The sequence below is a fragment of the Bradyrhizobium sp. CCBAU 11357 genome, from assembly GCF_028128865.1.
Lineage (GTDB): Bacteria > Pseudomonadota > Alphaproteobacteria > Rhizobiales > Xanthobacteraceae > Bradyrhizobium.
The window spans coordinates 23,091-39,356 of record NZ_LBJW01000106.1; the positions used below are offsets into that span (position 1 = coordinate 23,091).

The window sequence follows — 16,266 nt, forward strand, 5'->3', positions numbered from 1 at the left end:
TCGCCATCACCAGGTATTCTAATTCTATTTCGGAGTGCTGGTCTGGCCACCCGAACCCGTGGTCTGCTCACTTCCCGGTCGGCCCGGAGGGTGCGCAGAAGCGGCCGGCTTGTCTTGATCGGCAACGTATCCGGACTCTCCGGAGTTGCGGGTCTTGATCCCTTTGTCGGCATCGCGCTGCATCTGCTCGTTGGGCTGGCCAGCCTTGAGCCCTTGGTCTACATCGCGGTTCATCTCCTCCTTGGTTTGCTCACTGGGTGCAGCCTTTTGCTGTTGGGCCGTTGCTTGGAAGGCAATTGCGCTCCCGGCAACTACAATCAATGCGAGAATTGCTGTTCGCATGGTTCTCCTCCATCGCTTGCTCCGGCCCCTAAACGCGCGAACTCCCCAAGGTTTCCTAGCTCTCCAACCGCATTGTCGAAAATCACATCTTGCGGTCTGGTGGGCTGCGCTCAAGGCGCCGATTGGCCCAGCGGCATGCATTGACGTGTTGTTTGACGTCTCACTCGGACAGCAATGCGGACCCGAAGCGATTTTTATGAGCACACGCCCTAGGCAAGTCCGCCGTCGACCCGAAAACACTGGCTGGTGATGCGCTGGCTTTCGTCGGAGGCGAGGAATAGCGCCATGTTGGCGATGTCCTCGGGCGTCACCGCATCCGGAACGGCCTGGCGCGAGCGGATCTCGGCGATGACCAGATCGTCCGGATACCACAGCCGGCGCTGGCGTTCGGTGATCACCATGCCCGGCGCGATCGCGTTGACCCGAATGCGGTCGGGACCGACCGACCGCGCCAGCGAGTTCGTGATGCCGACGATCGCCGCTTTCGCCGCGGCATAGACCGGCAGCGCCGGCGCGCCGCGCATCCAGGCGATCGACGACATGTTGATGATCGAGCCGCCGCCGCGCGCCTGCATCTGCGGCACCACAGCTTGCGCTGCGAAGAAGACGTGCTTGAGATTGACGCCGATCATCCAGTCGAACTCGGCCGGCGTCACGTCGGCGAGAACCTGGCGCTGATCGTTGGCGGCGTTGTTGACGAGAACGGCGGCGTCGCCAAGCGAACGGTGCGCCTCCGCCATCGCGCTGCGCAGGGAATCGATGTCGAGGAGATCGCAGGTCACGAACAGCGGCGCAGTCCCGGACGAGGCCGCTATCTCCCGCACCAGGGCTTCGCCCGCGTCCCTATCGATGTCGAAGAAGGCGATCCGGGCGCCCTGGGCCGCAAAGGTGCGAACGAAGGCGGCGCCGATGCCGCTGGCGCCCCCGGTGATCAACACCACGCGGCCGGCAAGGCTTGAATAGGTCGTCTTCGTCATGCGATCAGGCGCTCCGTCTCGGGGTCGAACAGGCAAATGCGGCGGGTGTCGAGCGCGAAGGCGGCGGACGTGCCGGGCGCGGGGCGGATATCCGGCGAGACCCGCGCCATCGCGGGCTCGCCCCCGAGCCGCAGCAACACCATGGTCTCGGCACCTGTCGGCTCGACCAGCTCCACCGGCGCCTCGACGAGGACTGGCGCTTCGCTGGAAAACGTGCGGCTGCCCTCGGCAATGCATTCCGGCCTGATTCCGAACACCACCTTGCGTCCGACAAAGGGGGCTGCGGCGTCATATCCCGTCAGGCGCAGACGAAGCTCGTCCGGCCGCCCCGCGCCGATCACGACGACCGGCCCGTCATTTTCGGCCTCCAGCCGGGCCGGCATGGTGTTCATCGGCGGCGAGCCCATGAAGCGCGCGACGAACAGATTGGCGGGGTAGCGGTACACGGTGTCGGGATCGGCGAATTGCTGCACGCTGCCCTGATGCATCACGGCGATCCGCGTCGCCATCGTCATCGCCTCGATCTGGTCGTGGGTGACATAGACGATGGTGGCGCCGATGCGCTGGTGCAGCCGCTTGATCTCCATCCGCATCTCGACGCGCAGCTTGGCGTCGAGATTGGAGAGTGGCTCGTCGAACAGGAAGAGCAGGGGATTGCGCACCAGTGCGCGCCCCATCGCCACGCGCTGGCGCTGGCCGCCGGACAATTGCGAGGGCTTGCGGCCGAGCAGCGGCTCGATCTGGAGCAGTTTTGCGACATTCGCGACCGCAGCGTCCTGCTCGGCCTTGGGAACGTGACGGCATTCCATCCCGAAGGTGATGTTCTGGCGCACCGTCATCGAGGGATAGAGCGCGTAGGACTGGAACACCATGGCGATGTCGCGATCTTTCGGCGCGACATCGTTGACGACGCGCCCGCCGATCTCGATCGTCCCCGCGCTCGGGCGGTCGAGCCCGGCGACGATGTTGAGCAGGGTGGACTTGCCGCAGCCGGACGGGCCAACCAGCACGGTGAACTCGCCGCTCTCGATGTCGAGCGCGATGTCCTTCAGCACTTCCAGATTGGCGTAACGCTTGGACAGGGCGCGAATGCTCAGTGCTGCCATGACAACTCCATCATTTCACGGCCCCGGCAGTCAGGCCGCGGACGAAGTACTTGCCGCCGAAGAGGTAGATCAGCAAAGTCGGCAGGGCTGCGATGATCACCGCGGCGCTCTGCACACCTTGCTTGGGGATATCTGCGACTGGGGTAGACAGTGCGATGAGCGCGGCCGTCACGGGCTGCTGCTGGCCGGTCGTGAAGGTCACGCCATAGAGGAATTCGTTCCAGATATGGGTGAACTGCCAGATCACGGTGACGATCAGGATGGGTGCCGAGAGCGGCAGGATGATGCGCCAGAAGATGCGGAAGAAGCCGGCGCCATCGATGCGTGCGGCCCGGATCAGCTCGTGCGGAATGGCGATATAGTAATTGCGGCAGAACAGCACCGTGAAGGACAGCCCCTGGATGGTGTGGATCAGCACCAGGCCCGTCAGCGTGTTGATCAGCCCGATGTCCCGCAACACGATGGTCCAGGGCAAGAGGCGCATCTGCTGCGGCAGGAAGAGGCCGAGGGTGACGATGCCGTAGATCCAGTTATCGCCACGAAAGCGCCAGAGAGACACGGCGTACCCTGCAATAGCGCCGAGCAGGGTCGAGATGATCGTCGCCGGAATCGTGACCAGCGCGGAGTTCATCATGTACGGCCGGATGCCGGCGCAGGTCTCGGCGACGCAAAAGCCGCTCCAGGCCAGGGCATAATTGCCAAACGCCCAGTGTTGCGGCCAGCCGATCATCGAGCTCTGCGCGATCTCCTCATTGGTCCGGAGCGAGTTCAGAATGACGACGACCAACGGTGCCAGGTAGGCAGCCGCGAACAAGGTCACGATCAGATAGATCAGAGCCCGGCTTGGAGCGAAGCTTCGGTCACGCATGGTCCGCCCGCCGTTGCCGGACATAGCGCCACGCCGCATAGGGGAGCAGCACCGCGAGCAGAATGAGCAGCATCAGCACCGCCGCCGCCGCGCCCCGGCCGAGCTGGCTGCGTTGGAACATCAAATCATAGACAACAAGCGCCGGCAGCTGGGTCGCGATTCCCGGCCCGCCATTGGTGAGGGCGCGGACGAGGTCGAAGGCCGAGATCGCAAACTGCAACTGGACAACGATGACCGTGACGGTGATCGGCCAAAGCGTCGGCAGAATGACGCGCCAATAGGTTCGGATTGGCCCGGCACCGTCGATCTGTGCCGCCTTGAGAATCTCGGAATCGACGGAGCGGAGGCCGGCCAGGAAGAGGGCCATGGCAAAGCCCGAGGATTGCCAGATCGCGGCGATGACAATGGTCCAGATCGCCATGTCGCGGTTGACCAGCCAATCGAACTTGAAGGCCATCCAGCCGAGATCATGGACGAGCTTCTCGATCCCGATGCCGGGATTGAGCAGCCAGCTCCAGACCGTGCCTGTGACGACGAACGACACGGCCATGGGATAAAGGAAGATGGATCGCAGCACGTTCTCGCCGCGAATGCGCTGATCGAGCAGGATCGCGAGCAGGAGGCCGGTCACCAGGCTCAGCAGCACGAAAGCACTGCCGAACAGCAGCAGATTGTCGAAGGCAATCTGCCAATTTCGCGACGCCAGGACCGAATTGTAGTTGCGCAAACCGACCCAGCCCGTAACGGGAACAAGGGTGGAGGGCGTGAACGAAATCCAGATGGTCCAGATCGAAAACGAGATGAGGTGCGCTGCGGATAACAGCAGCGGCACCCAGATCATCAGAAATTCGGGCAGCCGGCGCACCATCTCCGGGGTCGCCGCCCGGCCCGGCCGTGTTGCTGTCGAGACGAATTCGGTCAACGTGCGCCCTCGACGGCGTCGGCGAGGCGGCTGACGGCCTCCTCCGGCTTGATCGTCTTGTTCTTCACATATTCAGTGATGACGTCGATCATCGCCGCGGTCAGGCCGTTTTCCTGGGCCATGTTGTGCGCGAGGCTCAGGACGGCCTGATTGTTGCCCATGGCATTCTTCAATGCGGCCGCGGTTGTCCGTTGACCATCCGACCAGCCCTCGCCGGACAGGTCGACATCGGTACGCACGGGGATCGATCCCGTGATTTGCGAATACATGGTCTGGATCGCCGGATCCATCACGAGCTGGGCCATCAACATCTGGCCGGCCTGGAGATCGGCCTCCTTGCGCTGCCAGAAGATGAAGGCATCGGCATTCAACAGGAAGACAGGCTTGCCGTTGTCACTGGGGCCGGGGGTGATGACGTAGTCGTCAAACTTGAAGCCGGCGTTCTTCAATACGCCCTGGGCCCAGCCGCCCATGATCAGCATGCCCATGTCGCCGTCGACGAAGCGCTTCAAATTGGTGGCATAGGGCTGGACGCCGACATTGGGATCACACCAGTTGGAGATCTTGCGCGCCTGCGCGAAGGCTGCCTTCATCTCAGGGCCCTCCAGCGCCTTCTTGTCGAGATTCATGCAGGCGGCGCGGTATGCCGTCGGGCTGATGCCGGCCAGGGACGCCTCGAATTTCTGCCCGTCGTCGGCGCGGGTGCCGCCGTTGGCGATGGGGTAGGCCATTCCGGCCGACTTCATTTTCTCGGCAAGGTCATTGAAGTCAGCCCAGGTGACCGGGATCTTGTCGGCCTTGGCCTTATCCATTCCGCGCTTGGAGAGAAACAGCATGTTTGTGCTGTAGATCTGTAGCGGCAGTGCAATCCACTTGCCGGTCGGCTTGTGCAGCTTTGCAAGGTCCGGCGCAACGACCTTCTCGTAGCCGGCAGCCGCGACCACGGCGTCGAGGTCGACGGTCGGCGCGATCTTCGACCAGGCCGCGATCTCGGGGCCCTTGAGTTGCGAACAGGCCGGCGGATCGCCGGCAATGATCTGCGCACGCAACTTGTTCATCATGTCCGTGGTGAAGCCTGGGACGGGCGAGTGGTGCCAAACGCCGCCCTTCTCCTCGAATTTCTTGCCGAGCGCCGTGATGGCCGCCCCATCGCTGCCCGCGGACCATTGCGAGATTGCGGTCAGTCGCGGCTTGGCCGCACCTTGCGCGCGGGCAAGGTGCGGAAATGCGAGCGCGGCAGCAGATCCCGCGAGCAGACGACGCCTTGTTGTTGTGATCGGCATGGCAGTTCCTCCCGGTGTGAAGTTGCTTACGCCATTTTTGGCGCTGTTGTTGGCGTGCGCGAGCCGCACGCGGCTTAAGTCATTCAGGCGGCCTCCGTCGATGCGGACGGCATGCCGCCAGATCTCGCCAGGCAAAACGCGGCGAAGGCGAGCGCAGCCTGCGGATCGTTGCCGGTCGACGGCGGCACGAAGGCGAGCGAGACCTGCGCCAATTTGCGTCCGCCGAGCAGGCAGGCGTCGATCCCGTCGATCACGGCTTTCCGATCCTCTTCCGAGAGAAGCGACGGCCAGCCGCTGATCGCAACCCCGCCGCACGGCTTGACGTTCAGCGTGTTGCCGATCGCAAGGCCGAGCCGGAACAGCCGCCGCCGCAACTCCTGCCGCACGCGCGATGAGATCGGGACCGTGTTGACCCATTCGTTGCCGAGCTGGAGCAGCTCGGCTTCGGAGACGCCGAGAAGCTCGGCCAGTGCGGGAATCGACGCATAGGCCTCGACGCAGCCGTGATGTCCGCAGCGGCAGCGCGGTCCCTCAGGTTCGAACACCATGTGGCCGAGCTCGATCGGCTGCAGGGCATCGGCCTCGGCCGGATCATCCATCCAGGCGCCGGCGACGCCGTGGCTGACGAGCACGAACAGATGCGTGTCGTTGAATGGATAGTTTTCCGTGTGGCAGCGGTGAAAGGTGGCATGGGCGACGACCGAATTGGTGAATTCGAGCGGCACGCCCGCGAACATCTCGCCGAACATGTCGCTGATGCGAACGACGTCGCAGGGAATGATCGGATTGGCCGATATGCTGAGACGGCCGAGGCCGGGAATCGAGACGCCGATCTGGGAGAGACTGATCCGGCGCCGCCGCGTCCAGTCGCGCAACAACGTCATCGCTTCGCGAAACGCCCGGCCGACGGTCTCGACATTCGGCGTCTTCGGCAGCGGCACACGCTCGGTGTAGTGTAGCTCGCCCGACAGGCCGCCGACGCCGACGCTGAGCCGCTGAGCCGTCAGCTCGAAGGCTGCCAGCACCACCGCGCCGTCGAGCGACACGAGGCCGGTCGGGCCCCCAACGTAAGGGGCGGGGTGCCGCACTTCCTCGATCAGGCCTTCGGCCTTCAAGTCAAGCAGGATGCGCGACAGGCTCGCTTCCGACAGGCGCACGGCCTTCGCCAGTGGCGGACGAAACGAGCCGCCCGACTGAAGCAGATGAGTCAAAATGGCAGCGCGCGTCTGCCGCCGACTTCTCGGCTGCTCCGGCATTTCCATCCCTGTCGTCATTCTTACTTAGTGTAAGAATTTGCGCGCGAAGCGTTTCGGCTGTCAAGCGCTGGCTGGCGCGATGATCCGACTTGTTGTTGTGCGCGGCAGCAACCGGTTTCGTAGGGGGGGCAAAGCGAGGCGTGCCCACGACTTCCTATCAGTCGCGAGAGGTGGTGGGCACGCTGCGCTTTGCCCACCCTACAAGGCTGTCTCGCAAACGAAAAAAACGGCGCCATCCTGCGATGGCGCCGTTTCGAAAAGGCGTGATGGCCTGACGTTACCGCTTGTCGATCGGAACGTAATCGCGCTTGGCGACGCCGGTGTAGAGCTGCCGCGGGCGGCCGATCTTCTGCTGGGGATCCTCGATCATCTCGCTCCACTGGCTGATCCAGCCGACGGTGCGGGCGACCGCGAACAGCACGGTGAACATCGAGACCGGGAAGCCCATCGCCTTCAGCGTGATGCCCGAATAGAAGTCGACGTTCGGGTAGAGCTTGCGGTCGATGAAGTACTGGTCGCTGAGCGCGATCTTCTCGAGCTCCATCGCCACCTTCAGCATCGGATCGTCGCCATGGCCGGTCTCCTTGAGCACGGCATGACACATCTTCTGCATGATCTTGGCGCGCGGATCGTAGTTCTTGTAGACCCGGTGGCCGAAGCCCATCAGGCGGACTTCGGAGTTCTTGTCCTTCACCTTGGCGATGAACTCGGGGATCTTGTCGACCGTGCCAATCTGATAGAGCATGTTCAGCGCGGCCTCGTTGGCGCCGCCATGGGCCGGGCCCCAGAGGCAGGCGATGCCGGCCGCGATGCAGGCGAACGGGTTGGCGCCCGAGGAGCCGGCGATGCGCACCGTCGAGGTCGAGGCGTTCTGCTCGTGGTCGGCGTGCAGGATGAAGATCTTCTCCAGCGCATCCGCGAGCACCGGGCTGACCTTGTAGTCTTCGCAGGGCACCGCGAAGCACATGTTCAGGAAGTTCTCGGCAAAGCCGAGCGAGTTCTTCGGATAAACGAAGGGTTGGCCGACGGTGTACTTGTAGGCCATCGCAGCCAGCGTCGGGATCTTCGCGATCATGCGCATGGAGGCGATCATGCGCTGCTTCGGATCATTGATGTCGGTGGAGTCGTGATAGAAGGCGGCGAGGGCGCCGACGGCCGCAACCATGATCGCCATCGGATGGGCATCGCGGCGGAAGCCCTGGAAGAAACGGGCCATCTGCTCGTGCACCATCGTGTGATGGGTCACGCGGTAGTCGAAATCCTTTTTCTGCGCGGCGGTCGGCAGGTTCCCGTAGAGCAGGAGGTAGCAGGTCTCCAGGAAGTCGCCGTGCTCGGCGAGCTGCTCGATCGGGTAGCCGCGGTATTCCAGCACGCCCGCGTCGCCGTCGATATAGGTGATCTTGGACTGGCAGCTCGCGGTCGAGGTGAAGCCCGGATCGTAGGTGAACAGGCCGGACTGGCCGTAAAGCTTGCCAATATCGATGACGTCAGGCCCGACGCTGCCGCTGAGGATCGGGAGATCGAAATTGTTGTTTCCGACCGTCAGCGTCGCGGTCTTTGGGCTTGGTTTTGCGTCCATCAGAGGTCCCCGATGTGTGGTGAAACGGGCCGGAGCCGGAGGCCCCCAGGGCGACCATGGGGGCAGGCCGGATGTTCCAGAATGTGGGGGAGATGGGTATATTATTGCTATGTGCGCTGCAAGATCGCCGCACGCATGGTCGACTTACGTCGTAGCCTGATCCTTGAGCCGGGCGAGGCTTTCCTGGCGGCCCAGCACGTCCAAAACCTCAAATATGCCGGGCGACGTCGTCCGTCCGGTGAGCGCCGCCCTGAGCGGCTGGGCGACCGCGCCGAGCTTGAGACTATTTTCCTCCGCAAAGGCGCGTAGCGCGGCCTCGGTGGTGGCGCCGCTCCACGTCTCGACTTTCTCCAGCGCGGAATGAAGTTGGCCGATCAGCTTGCGGTTCTCGGGCGTCAGCAGCGCCTCCGCCTTGGGATCGAGCGCCAGCGGCCGGTCGGCGAAGATGAAATGGGCGCCGTCGATCAGCTCGATCAACGTCTTGGCACGCTCCTTGAGGGCCGGCATGGCCTTGAGCAGCTGCGCGCGCGTGGTGTCGTTTAATTTGGCCTTAATCTCGTCGCGGCTCGGCACGATGTGGTCGAGCACGTCCTCGAACATCCTCACGAGCGATTGATCGTCGGCGTGGCGGATGTAGTGGCCGTTGAGGTTTTCCAGCTTGGCGAAATCGAAGCGGGCGGCGGCGCGGCCGACGCTGGCGAGATCGAACGCTTCGATCATCTCCTCGGTCGAGAAAATCTCCTGGTCGCCGTGGCTCCAGCCGAGCCGGACGAGGTAGTTGCGAAGCGCAGCCGGCAGGTAGCCCATGGCGCGGTAGGCATCGACGCCGAGCGCGCCGTGCCGCTTGGACAGTTTCGAGCCGTCCGGGCCGTGGATCAGGGGGATGTGGGACATGCTCGGCAGCGCCCAGCCCATCGCATCGTAGATCTGCTTCTGCCGGGCGGCGTTGATCAGGTGGTCGTCGCCACGGATCACATGGGTGACGCCCATGTCGTGGTCGTCGACCACCACGGCAAGCATGTAGGTCGGGTTGCCGTCGCCGCGCAGCAGGACGAGGTCGTCGAGGTTCTCGTTCTGCCAGACCACGCGGCCCTGGACCTGATCCTCGATCACGGTCTCGCCGGTCTGCGGCGCGCGCAGGCGGATGGTGGGCTTGACGTCGCTCGGAGCCGCCGCGGGGTCGCGGTCGCGCCACATGCCGTCATAGAGGCGGGTGCGCCCCTCGCTGCGCGCCTTCTCGCGCATGGCGGCGAGCTCCTCGGCGGTGGCGTAGCAGCGGTAGGCCTTGCCGTCGGCCAGCAGCTGCTCGGCGACCTCGCGGTGCCGGGCGGCGCGGGCGAACTGGTAGATGACCTCGCCGTCCCAGCCGAGCTCTAGCCACTTCAGCCCGTCGAGAATGGCGCCGATTGCCGCCTCCGTGGAGCGTTCGCGGTCGGTGTCCTCGATCCGCAGCAGCATCTTGCCGCCGTGCTTCTTGGCAAAGAGCCAGTTGAACAGCGCCGTGCGGGCGCCCCCGATATGGAGGAAGCCGGTCGGCGAGGGAGCGAAGCGCGTGACGACGGAATCGGACATTCTTGGCAGGGCCTATGCATTGGAGGCGGTGGTGTATAGCAGGAACGGGACATAACTAAAGGGCGGCGGCGGACCTGACAGGCCTTGCTTAAGCTCTTGGCGCGGCCACGCGAATTTGGCAGAAGAACTGCTGATTTCCCTACAGGATTTTCGTAATGACAGAACCGGTGGCAGCTGAGGTTGGGCGCGATTTCATTCGTGACATCATCCAGGCCGACCTCGACCAGGGCAAATACAAGGAGATCGTGACCCGGTTCCCGCCGGAGCCGAACGGCTATTTGCATATTGGCCACGCCAAGTCGATCGCACTCAACTTCGGCATCGCCCAGGAGTTTCCGGGCCGCTGCCACCTCCGCTTCGACGACACCAATCCGGTCAAGGAAGAGCAGGAATATATCGATTCCATCCAGGCCGACGTGCGCTGGCTCGGCTTCGACTGGGGCAAGAACCTGTTTTTCGCCTCGGACTATTTCGACCGCCTGTACGAATGGGCGGAGCAGCTGATCCGCGACGGCCTCGCTTATGTCGATGACCAGACCCAGGAGGAGATCCGCCTCTCGCGCGGCTCGCTGACCGAGCCCGGCAAGAACTCGCCGTTCCGCGACCGCTCGGTGGAGGAGAATCTCGACCTGTTCCGCCGCATGAAGGCGGGCGAATTCCCCAACGGCGCGCGCGTGCTGCGGGCCAAGATCGACATGGCCGCGGGCAACATCAACCTGCGCGACCCCGTGCTGTACCGCATCCTGCATGCGCACCATCCGCGCACCGGCAACGCATGGTGCATCTATCCGAGCTACGACTATGCCCACGGCCAGTCGGACGCGATTGAAGGCATCACGCATTCGATCTGCACGCTGGAGTTCGAGGACCACCGGCCGCTCTACGACTGGTTCATCGAGAAGCTGCCGGTGCCGTCCAAACCGCACCAGTACGAGTTCGCGCGGCTCAACCTGACCTACACGCTGCTGTCCAAGCGCGTGCTGACGCAGCTCGTCCGCGAGGGTCATGTCGCCGGCTGGGACGATCCGCGCATGCCGACCATGGCGGGCATGCGCCGCCGCGGCGTGCCGCCGGCCGCATTGCGCGAGTTCGTCAAGCGCATCGGCGTCGCCAAAGCAAACAGCGTCGTCGATGTCGGCATGCTGGAGTTCTGCATCCGCGAGGAGCTGAACCGCACGGCCCAGCGGCGCATGGCAGTCTTGAGGCCGCTCAAGGTCGTGATCGAGAATTATCCGGAAGGACAGACCGAGGAGCTCGAGGCAATCAATCATCCGGACGACGCTAGCGCCGGCACGCGCAAGATCACGTTCGGCCGCGAACTCTATATCGAGCAGGACGATTTCATGGAGAACCCGCCGAAGAAGTTCTTCCGGCTGTCGCCGGGCAACGAGGTGCGGCTGCGTTACGCCTATTTCGTCAAGTGCACGGGCGTGATCAAGAACGACCAGGGCGAGGTGGTGGAGCTGCGCTGCACCTATGATCCCGCGACCAAGGGCGGCAACGCGCCCGACGGCCGCAAGGTCAAGGCGACCATGCACTGGCTGCCGGCGGTGACGTCCAAGCCGGCGGAGATCCGCATCTACAACCAGCTGTTCGCCAATCCGAGTCCGGACGCTTCGAATTTCGCGGCCGATCTCAACCCGAACTCGCTCGAGATCCTCGCCGATGCGCGGGTCGAGGCGTCCGTTGCCGAGAGCAATTCGACCGAGCCGATGCAGTTCGAGCGCCAGGGCTATTTCGTCCGCGACAAGGACTCGACGCCGGGCAAGCCGGTGTTCTCGCGCACGATCGGCTTGCGCGATACGTTCGCCAAGGAAGTCGCGAAGGGCTGAGGCGAGGGCATGAGCAGCGAAGCCGACGCCATCGTTTCCGCCATCATCGCGAAATGGTGCGCCGGCTTCGCGACGCTCGATGCGGCCGCGCTGTCCTCGCTCTATGCGAAGAACGCGTTCTTCTTCGGCTCGAACCCAAAACTCTATCGGGGCAGGGACGGCGTTGCCGATTATTTCAACGGCCTGCCGCGCTGGCGCAGGCCGAGCGCGACCTTCTCCGACGTGCACGCCGCGCAGGCCGGCCCTGACCTGATCAACATGGCCGGGATCATCACGTTCGATCTCGCCGGCGAGCGGGACGATCTCGTCGTCAAGATGAGCTGGGTCATCATCCGCGAGGAAGGCGACTGGAAGATCGTCAATCACCATGCTTCATCGCAGGCGCCGCTGATCTAGCCGGGGCGCGATGAAAGAGGAAAAGTAGGGCGCTCCGTCGCCTGTTCCCGATCTGTACCGCTATTCGCGCAGCCGCACGGTCCGGTAGCCTCCGCAGCTGTCGCGTATCGCAAGGTGCAGGGGAATGGCGGAGCCGGGGCGGCCAGGACGCTCCCAGGGAGTTGCCGGGACGTGGCCGGTCGGCCGCGCCGCCCCGGCCGGCGGCTTTGCGCCGGCGGGGTTTGGCATCTGGCCGGCCATCGTCGAAACGCTGCGCCAGTGGGCGCGCGCCGAGGCCGGGCCAGGCCGGCTGTTGCCGTGGGTGCCCGTCGCCTTCGGCGGCGGCATCGCGCTCTATTTCGCCGCCGATCATGAGCCGGTGCTGTGGGTGGTCGCCGCGACGGCCATCGCGCTGATGCTCGGCGCGGTGCTGCTCCGGCGGAGCCGGCTGTTTGCGCCTGCGATCATGATCGCGGCAGTCGCCGCCGGATTTGCCATGGCGACCTGGAAGACGGCGCGCGTCGTTCATCCCGTGCTCGCCAAGCCGCTTTATTCGGTGTCGCTGTCGGGCTTCGTGGAAGCTCGCGACGTCCGCGAGCGCACCGATCGCTTCGTGCTGCGCGTCAGCGCGATGGAGGCGCAGCGCAGCGACGTCAGGCTCGAGCGCGTCCGCCTCTCGGTGCGCAAGGGCACGGCGCCCGAGGTCGGCAGCTTCGTGCAATTGAAGGCGCGGCTGATGCCGCCGATCTCGCCGGTGCGCCCCGGCAGCTATGATTTCTCGCGCGACATGTTCTTCCAGGGCATCGGCGCCTCCGGCTTCGTGATGGGCGCGATCACGGCTTCGGCGCCGCCGGATGCGGGCGGCTTGCGGCTGCGCTACGCCGCCTTCATGCAGGGCCTGCGCGATGCGATCGACGCGCGAATCCGCGCAACGCTCGAAGGCGACAACCGGGCGATCGCAACGGCGCTGCTCACGGGGCGGCGCGATGCGATCACCGCGCCGGTCAACGATGCCATGTTCGTCTCGGGGCTCGGCCATGTGCTGTCGATCTCCGGCTACCACATGGCGGTCGTCGCCGGCGTCGTCTTCTTCGCGGTGCGCGCGCTGCTGGCCTTGATCCCAGGGCTGGCGGCCGGCTTTGCCATCAAAAAATGGTCGGCGGCCGCGGCGCTGGTCGCGGCCGCGTTCTACCTGCTGCTGTCGGGCGCGGAGGTCGCGACGCAAAGATCGTTTTTCATGACGGCAGTGGTGTTGATCGCCGTCATGGTCGACCGCCGCGCCATCACCTTCCGCACGCTGGCGGTGGCCGCGCTGATCGTGCTCGCGGTCGCACCGGAGGCGCTGGTGCATCCGAGTTTCCAGATGTCGTTTGCGGCAACGCTCGGGCTGGTCGCGCTGGTGCAGATCGGCATGCCGAACCTGCTCGCCTCACCCGATCATTCCGCGACGGCGCGGATCGCGCTGTGGGGCGGCCGCGAGATCGCGATGCTGTTCCTGGCATCGCTGATCGCGGGGCTCGCGACCACGCCCTACGCCGCCTTCCACTTCCATCGCGTGACGCCATACGGCGTACTCGCCAATCTCGGCGCCATGCCGGTGGTCTCGGCGCTGGTGATGCCGGCCGGGCTGTTGGGACTGCTCGCGGCCCCCTTCGGGCTCGATGGCGTGTTCTGGTGGTTGATGGGGATCGGCATCGAGTGGATGGTCCTGGTCGCGCGCTGGGTGGCGGCCCTGCCGGGCGCCGTCGGCCGCATTCCGGCGTTCGGGATCGCGCCGCTGATCGCCGCAAGCCTCGGGCTCATCGTGATGGGCCTGTTGCGCACGCCCTTGCGCTGGTCCGGCGCCCTGGTGCTGCTGGCGGCGATCCTCTGGGGGCTGTCGGTGCGCCAGCCTGATGTCCTGATTGCCGGGGATGGCGCGAGCGTCGCGGTCCGGGGCGGGGATGGAGGCTTGCAAGTGATCCGCGCCAGCAAGGACAGCTTCCTGCTGAAGGAGTGGCTGGCCGCCGATGCCGATCCGCGTGATGCCGGCAACGCCTCGTTGGTGAGCGGCGTGTCGTGTGACGAGTCCGGTTGCGTGGCGCCGCTCGCGGACGGACGGCTGATCGCGTTGGCGACGCGCATCGACGCGCTGGCCGATGATTGCAGCCGCGCCGCGCTGGTGGTGACGGCGCGGCCCGCGCCGCCCGATTGCGCGGCGATGGTCGTCGATCGGGCGCGTCTTGCCAGTCAGGGCGCGCTGGCTCTGACGCGAAGCGGAGAGGGTTTTTCGGTGCAGGCGGTGAGGGCGAGAGGGGCAAGCCGTCCTTGGCTGCCGGCCGGCGCCGGCGAGGGGGATTTCGACGGCAGCCTCGTGCCGAAGACGGCCCTGCCTCGCAACCGGGACGCAACGCCATCGGAGGCCGACTTGCAGGCCGACGATTGAAGATCGATGCGGGGAAAATCGGTCCGACGGGATCCCGCAGGACGCAAACCATACCATCTCGCCGGCCGCGGCCGGCGATGGCATTTGAATTTGGCCCTCGACTTTTCGGTCGGGGCCGACGGCGTCAGCCGATCGGCAGGCGCGTGATCGTGGGCCGCGTGTCGGCGACGATCTGCGGCTTGTGCTCGCGCTCGATGGCTTGCTGCGTCACCGGCAATTGCAGCACGGTCGCGCGCTGGCCTTCGACGAGCTGCGTCACCAGCACGTACTTGCCGTCCGGAAATTCGATCGCGTCATGATGGCGATCGGGAATGTGCGGGTCGATCTTGCCGAACTTGCCGACGCGGGAGTTGACGGTGCGCGTCCAGATCCAGCGGTTGTCATAGCGGACGTTATCGGCGAAAGCGAGCTCCGTTCCCGGCAGCAGACAGACCGCGACGGAGAGATCGGCTTCGGAGGCGAAGCCGCGCGTCGAGGTGCCGCGGAAGGTTGTCGTGACGATCGTCTCGCCAACTTCGGCGGGGCGCGTCGCGACGGCATGCAGGCTATAGTCACACATCGGGTGCTCCTCATACTGGGATAGCGACCCGCGTCTCTTTCGAGGCGCAGGCCTCTATCAGAGTGGAAGCCTCCAACGCTCTGCTCGGTTATGGGCAAATCTGCGGCTCGCATCCGCAGCACGCGATCACATTATCTTTCCCGGATTCGATAGGAACAAACCTCGCGTCCTTGCATTTGGCCCGCACTATCGGCGCTGTCGGCACAACTCTACCGGCGGAGCGAAATGGCCGCGTGTCCGCATGGGCGAGTGTCGCGCGGGAAGAGGCGCCGAACAGTCAGCGCAGAACCAGAGAGACCATCCGGCCGGAGCGGACAAGTATCCGCTCCAATCTTGGATCGACGAACGAAGCGCGCGTAGCGCTTACTTCCGGTATCAGTACTTCCGGTAAAGCCCGATCAGCTTGCCCTGGATCTTCACGCGGTTCGGCGGAAGAATGCGGACCTCGTAGGCGGCATTGGCGGGCTCGAGCGCGATCGAGGCGCCGCGGCGGCGGAAGCGCTTGAGCGTGGCCTCCTCGTCGTCGATCAGCGCCACCACGATGTCGCCGGTATTGGCGGTCTCGTTGCGCTGGATCAGCGCCATGTCGCCGTCGAGGATGCCGGCCTCGACCATCGAATCGCCGCGCACCTCGAGCGCGTAGTGCTCGCCCGAGCCGAGCATGTCCGGCGGTACGCTGATGGTGTGGCTGCGGGTCTGCAGCGCCTCGATCGGCGTGCCGGCCGCGATGCGGCCCATCACGGGTACCGCGACGGGGCGCTCGCCCTCATCCGCGGGCGTGCTGGAGCTCGCGCGCACCTTGCCGAGATTGCCCTCGATGACGCTCGGGGTGAAGCCGCGGCGATTGCCGGCGGCGGCCTGGAGCTCGGGCAGCTTGATCACCTCGATGGCGCGGGCGCGGTTGGGCAGGCGGCGAATGAAGCCGCGCTCCTCGAGCGCAGTGATCAGGCGATGAATGCCTGACTTCGAGCGCAGGTCGAGCGCATCCTTCATCTCGTCGAAGGACGGCGGCACGCCGCTTTCCTTCAGACGTTCGCTGATGAACCGCAGAAGCTCGTATTGTTTGCGCGTCAACATCTCGACCAAAGTCCCCCGGTTGATGTCGTTCGATTCCGAGACGATGAAGTCGGCAATAAGCCGCTACATCCTCGAAACAAATCATGAACGGAC

General features: G+C 64.9%; 14 protein-coding genes. 3 read left to right on the top strand and 11 right to left on the bottom strand.

The window, feature by feature from the left end; all coding sequences use genetic code 11:
* Positions 1 to 24 precede the first annotated feature (24 nt).
* The 9 genes from XI05_RS24220 to gltX form a co-directional block, all read right to left on the bottom strand.
* A complete protein-coding gene (locus XI05_RS24220) occupies positions 25 to 342 on the bottom strand; it encodes a hypothetical protein (RefSeq protein WP_172782858.1) in 318 nt (105 codons plus the stop codon).
* A 209-nt stretch (positions 343 to 551) separates the two neighbouring features.
* Complete coding sequence (locus tag XI05_RS24225; RefSeq protein WP_271506478.1) at positions 552 to 1,319, bottom strand: SDR family NAD(P)-dependent oxidoreductase; 768 nt, start codon at positions 1,317 to 1,319, stop codon at positions 552 to 554.
* A complete protein-coding gene (locus tag XI05_RS24230) occupies positions 1,316 to 2,425 on the bottom strand; it encodes an ABC transporter ATP-binding protein (RefSeq protein WP_271506480.1) in 1,110 nt (369 codons plus the stop codon). The genes XI05_RS24225 and XI05_RS24230 overlap by 4 nt, the downstream gene beginning before the upstream one ends.
* A 10-nt stretch (positions 2,426 to 2,435) precedes the next feature.
* A complete protein-coding gene (locus XI05_RS24235) occupies positions 2,436 to 3,293 on the bottom strand; it encodes a carbohydrate ABC transporter permease (RefSeq protein ID WP_271506482.1) in 858 nt (285 codons plus the stop codon).
* Complete coding sequence (locus XI05_RS24240; protein WP_271506898.1) at positions 3,286 to 4,161, bottom strand: carbohydrate ABC transporter permease; 876 nt, start codon at positions 4,159 to 4,161, stop codon at positions 3,286 to 3,288. The genes XI05_RS24235 and XI05_RS24240 overlap by 8 nt, the downstream gene beginning before the upstream one ends.
* A 50-nt stretch (positions 4,162 to 4,211) precedes the next feature.
* The gene (locus tag XI05_RS24245) at positions 4,212 to 5,498 is read right to left on the bottom strand and encodes an ABC transporter substrate-binding protein (RefSeq protein WP_271506484.1); all 1,287 of its coding nucleotides are present in this window, start codon (positions 5,496 to 5,498) and stop codon (positions 4,212 to 4,214) included.
* 83 nt (positions 5,499 to 5,581) lie between these two features.
* Complete coding sequence (locus tag XI05_RS24250; protein ID WP_271506900.1) at positions 5,582 to 6,760, bottom strand: ROK family transcriptional regulator; 1,179 nt, start codon at positions 6,758 to 6,760, stop codon at positions 5,582 to 5,584.
* Positions 6,761 to 7,031: 271 nt separating this feature from the next.
* A complete protein-coding gene (gene gltA / locus XI05_RS24255) occupies positions 7,032 to 8,333 on the bottom strand; it encodes a citrate synthase (RefSeq protein WP_172783593.1) in 1,302 nt (433 codons plus the stop codon).
* 144 nt (positions 8,334 to 8,477) lie between these two features.
* Positions 8,478 to 9,905 carry a glutamate--tRNA ligase gene (gene gltX, locus XI05_RS24260; protein ID WP_271506486.1) on the bottom strand — a complete coding sequence of 476 codons (1,428 nt, stop codon included), beginning with the start codon at positions 9,903 to 9,905 and terminating at the stop codon, positions 8,478 to 8,480.
* A 155-nt stretch (positions 9,906 to 10,060) separates the two neighbouring features.
* Here gltX and XI05_RS24265 point away from each other — a divergent pair, with 155 nt between their 5' ends.
* The 3 genes from XI05_RS24265 to XI05_RS24275 all read left to right on the top strand — a co-directional run bounded on the left by XI05_RS24265 (position 10,061) and on the right by XI05_RS24275 (position 14,537).
* Complete coding sequence (locus tag XI05_RS24265) at positions 10,061 to 11,737, top strand: glutamine--tRNA ligase/YqeY domain fusion protein (protein WP_271506487.1); 1,677 nt, start codon at positions 10,061 to 10,063, stop codon at positions 11,735 to 11,737.
* Between the two features lie 9 nt (positions 11,738 to 11,746).
* Positions 11,747 to 12,133, top strand: a complete 387-nt coding sequence (locus tag XI05_RS24270) for a nuclear transport factor 2 family protein (RefSeq protein WP_271506490.1) — start codon at positions 11,747 to 11,749, stop codon at positions 12,131 to 12,133.
* A gap of 124 nt (positions 12,134 to 12,257) precedes the next feature.
* A complete protein-coding gene (locus XI05_RS24275; protein ID WP_271506495.1) occupies positions 12,258 to 14,537 on the top strand; it encodes a ComEC/Rec2 family competence protein in 2,280 nt (759 codons plus the stop codon).
* A gap of 124 nt (positions 14,538 to 14,661) precedes the next feature.
* Here XI05_RS24275 and XI05_RS24280 read toward each other — a convergent pair whose 3' ends face one another.
* Both XI05_RS24280 and lexA read right to left on the bottom strand, forming a co-directional pair.
* On the bottom strand, positions 14,662 to 15,096 hold the full coding sequence (locus XI05_RS24280; protein ID WP_172783599.1) for a hypothetical protein: 435 nt from the start codon (positions 15,094 to 15,096) through the stop codon (positions 14,662 to 14,664).
* 375 nt (positions 15,097 to 15,471) lie between these two features.
* Positions 15,472 to 16,173 carry a transcriptional repressor LexA gene (gene lexA, locus XI05_RS24285; RefSeq protein ID WP_271506497.1) on the bottom strand — a complete coding sequence of 234 codons (702 nt, stop codon included), beginning with the start codon at positions 16,171 to 16,173 and terminating at the stop codon, positions 15,472 to 15,474.
* Between the last annotated feature and the right edge of the window lie 93 nt (positions 16,174 to 16,266).

Excerpts from the sequence above, each read along its gene's own strand:
- XI05_RS24265 (WP_271506487.1), top strand. The coding sequence starts at position 10,061 with ATGACAGAACCGGTGGCAGCTGAGGTTGGGCGCGATTTCATTCGTGAC.
- lexA (WP_271506497.1), bottom strand. The coding sequence starts at position 16,173 with ATGTTGACGCGCAAACAATACGAGCTTCTGCGGTTCATCAGCGAACGT.
- gltX (WP_271506486.1), bottom strand. The coding sequence starts at position 9,905 with ATGTCCGATTCCGTCGTCACGCGCTTCGCTCCCTCGCCGACCGGCTTC.
- XI05_RS24230 (WP_271506480.1), bottom strand. The coding sequence starts at position 2,425 with ATGGCAGCACTGAGCATTCGCGCCCTGTCCAAGCGTTACGCCAATCTG.
- XI05_RS24220 (WP_172782858.1), bottom strand. The coding sequence starts at position 342 with ATGCGAACAGCAATTCTCGCATTGATTGTAGTTGCCGGGAGCGCAATT.
- XI05_RS24240 (WP_271506898.1), bottom strand. The coding sequence starts at position 4,161 with ATGGTGCGCCGGCTGCCCGAATTTCTGATGATCTGGGTGCCGCTGCTG.
- XI05_RS24280 (WP_172783599.1), bottom strand. The coding sequence starts at position 15,096 with ATGTGTGACTATAGCCTGCATGCCGTCGCGACGCGCCCCGCCGAAGTT.
- XI05_RS24270 (WP_271506490.1), top strand. The coding sequence starts at position 11,747 with ATGAGCAGCGAAGCCGACGCCATCGTTTCCGCCATCATCGCGAAATGG.
- gltA (WP_172783593.1), bottom strand. The coding sequence starts at position 8,333 with ATGGACGCAAAACCAAGCCCAAAGACCGCGACGCTGACGGTCGGAAAC.
- XI05_RS24275 (WP_271506495.1), top strand. The coding sequence starts at position 12,258 with ATGGCGGAGCCGGGGCGGCCAGGACGCTCCCAGGGAGTTGCCGGGACG.
- XI05_RS24245 (WP_271506484.1), bottom strand. The coding sequence starts at position 5,498 with ATGCCGATCACAACAACAAGGCGTCGTCTGCTCGCGGGATCTGCTGCC.
- XI05_RS24250 (WP_271506900.1), bottom strand. The coding sequence starts at position 6,760 with ATGGAAATGCCGGAGCAGCCGAGAAGTCGGCGGCAGACGCGCGCTGCC.
- XI05_RS24225 (WP_271506478.1), bottom strand. The coding sequence starts at position 1,319 with ATGACGAAGACGACCTATTCAAGCCTTGCCGGCCGCGTGGTGTTGATC.
- XI05_RS24235 (WP_271506482.1), bottom strand. The coding sequence starts at position 3,293 with ATGCGTGACCGAAGCTTCGCTCCAAGCCGGGCTCTGATCTATCTGATC.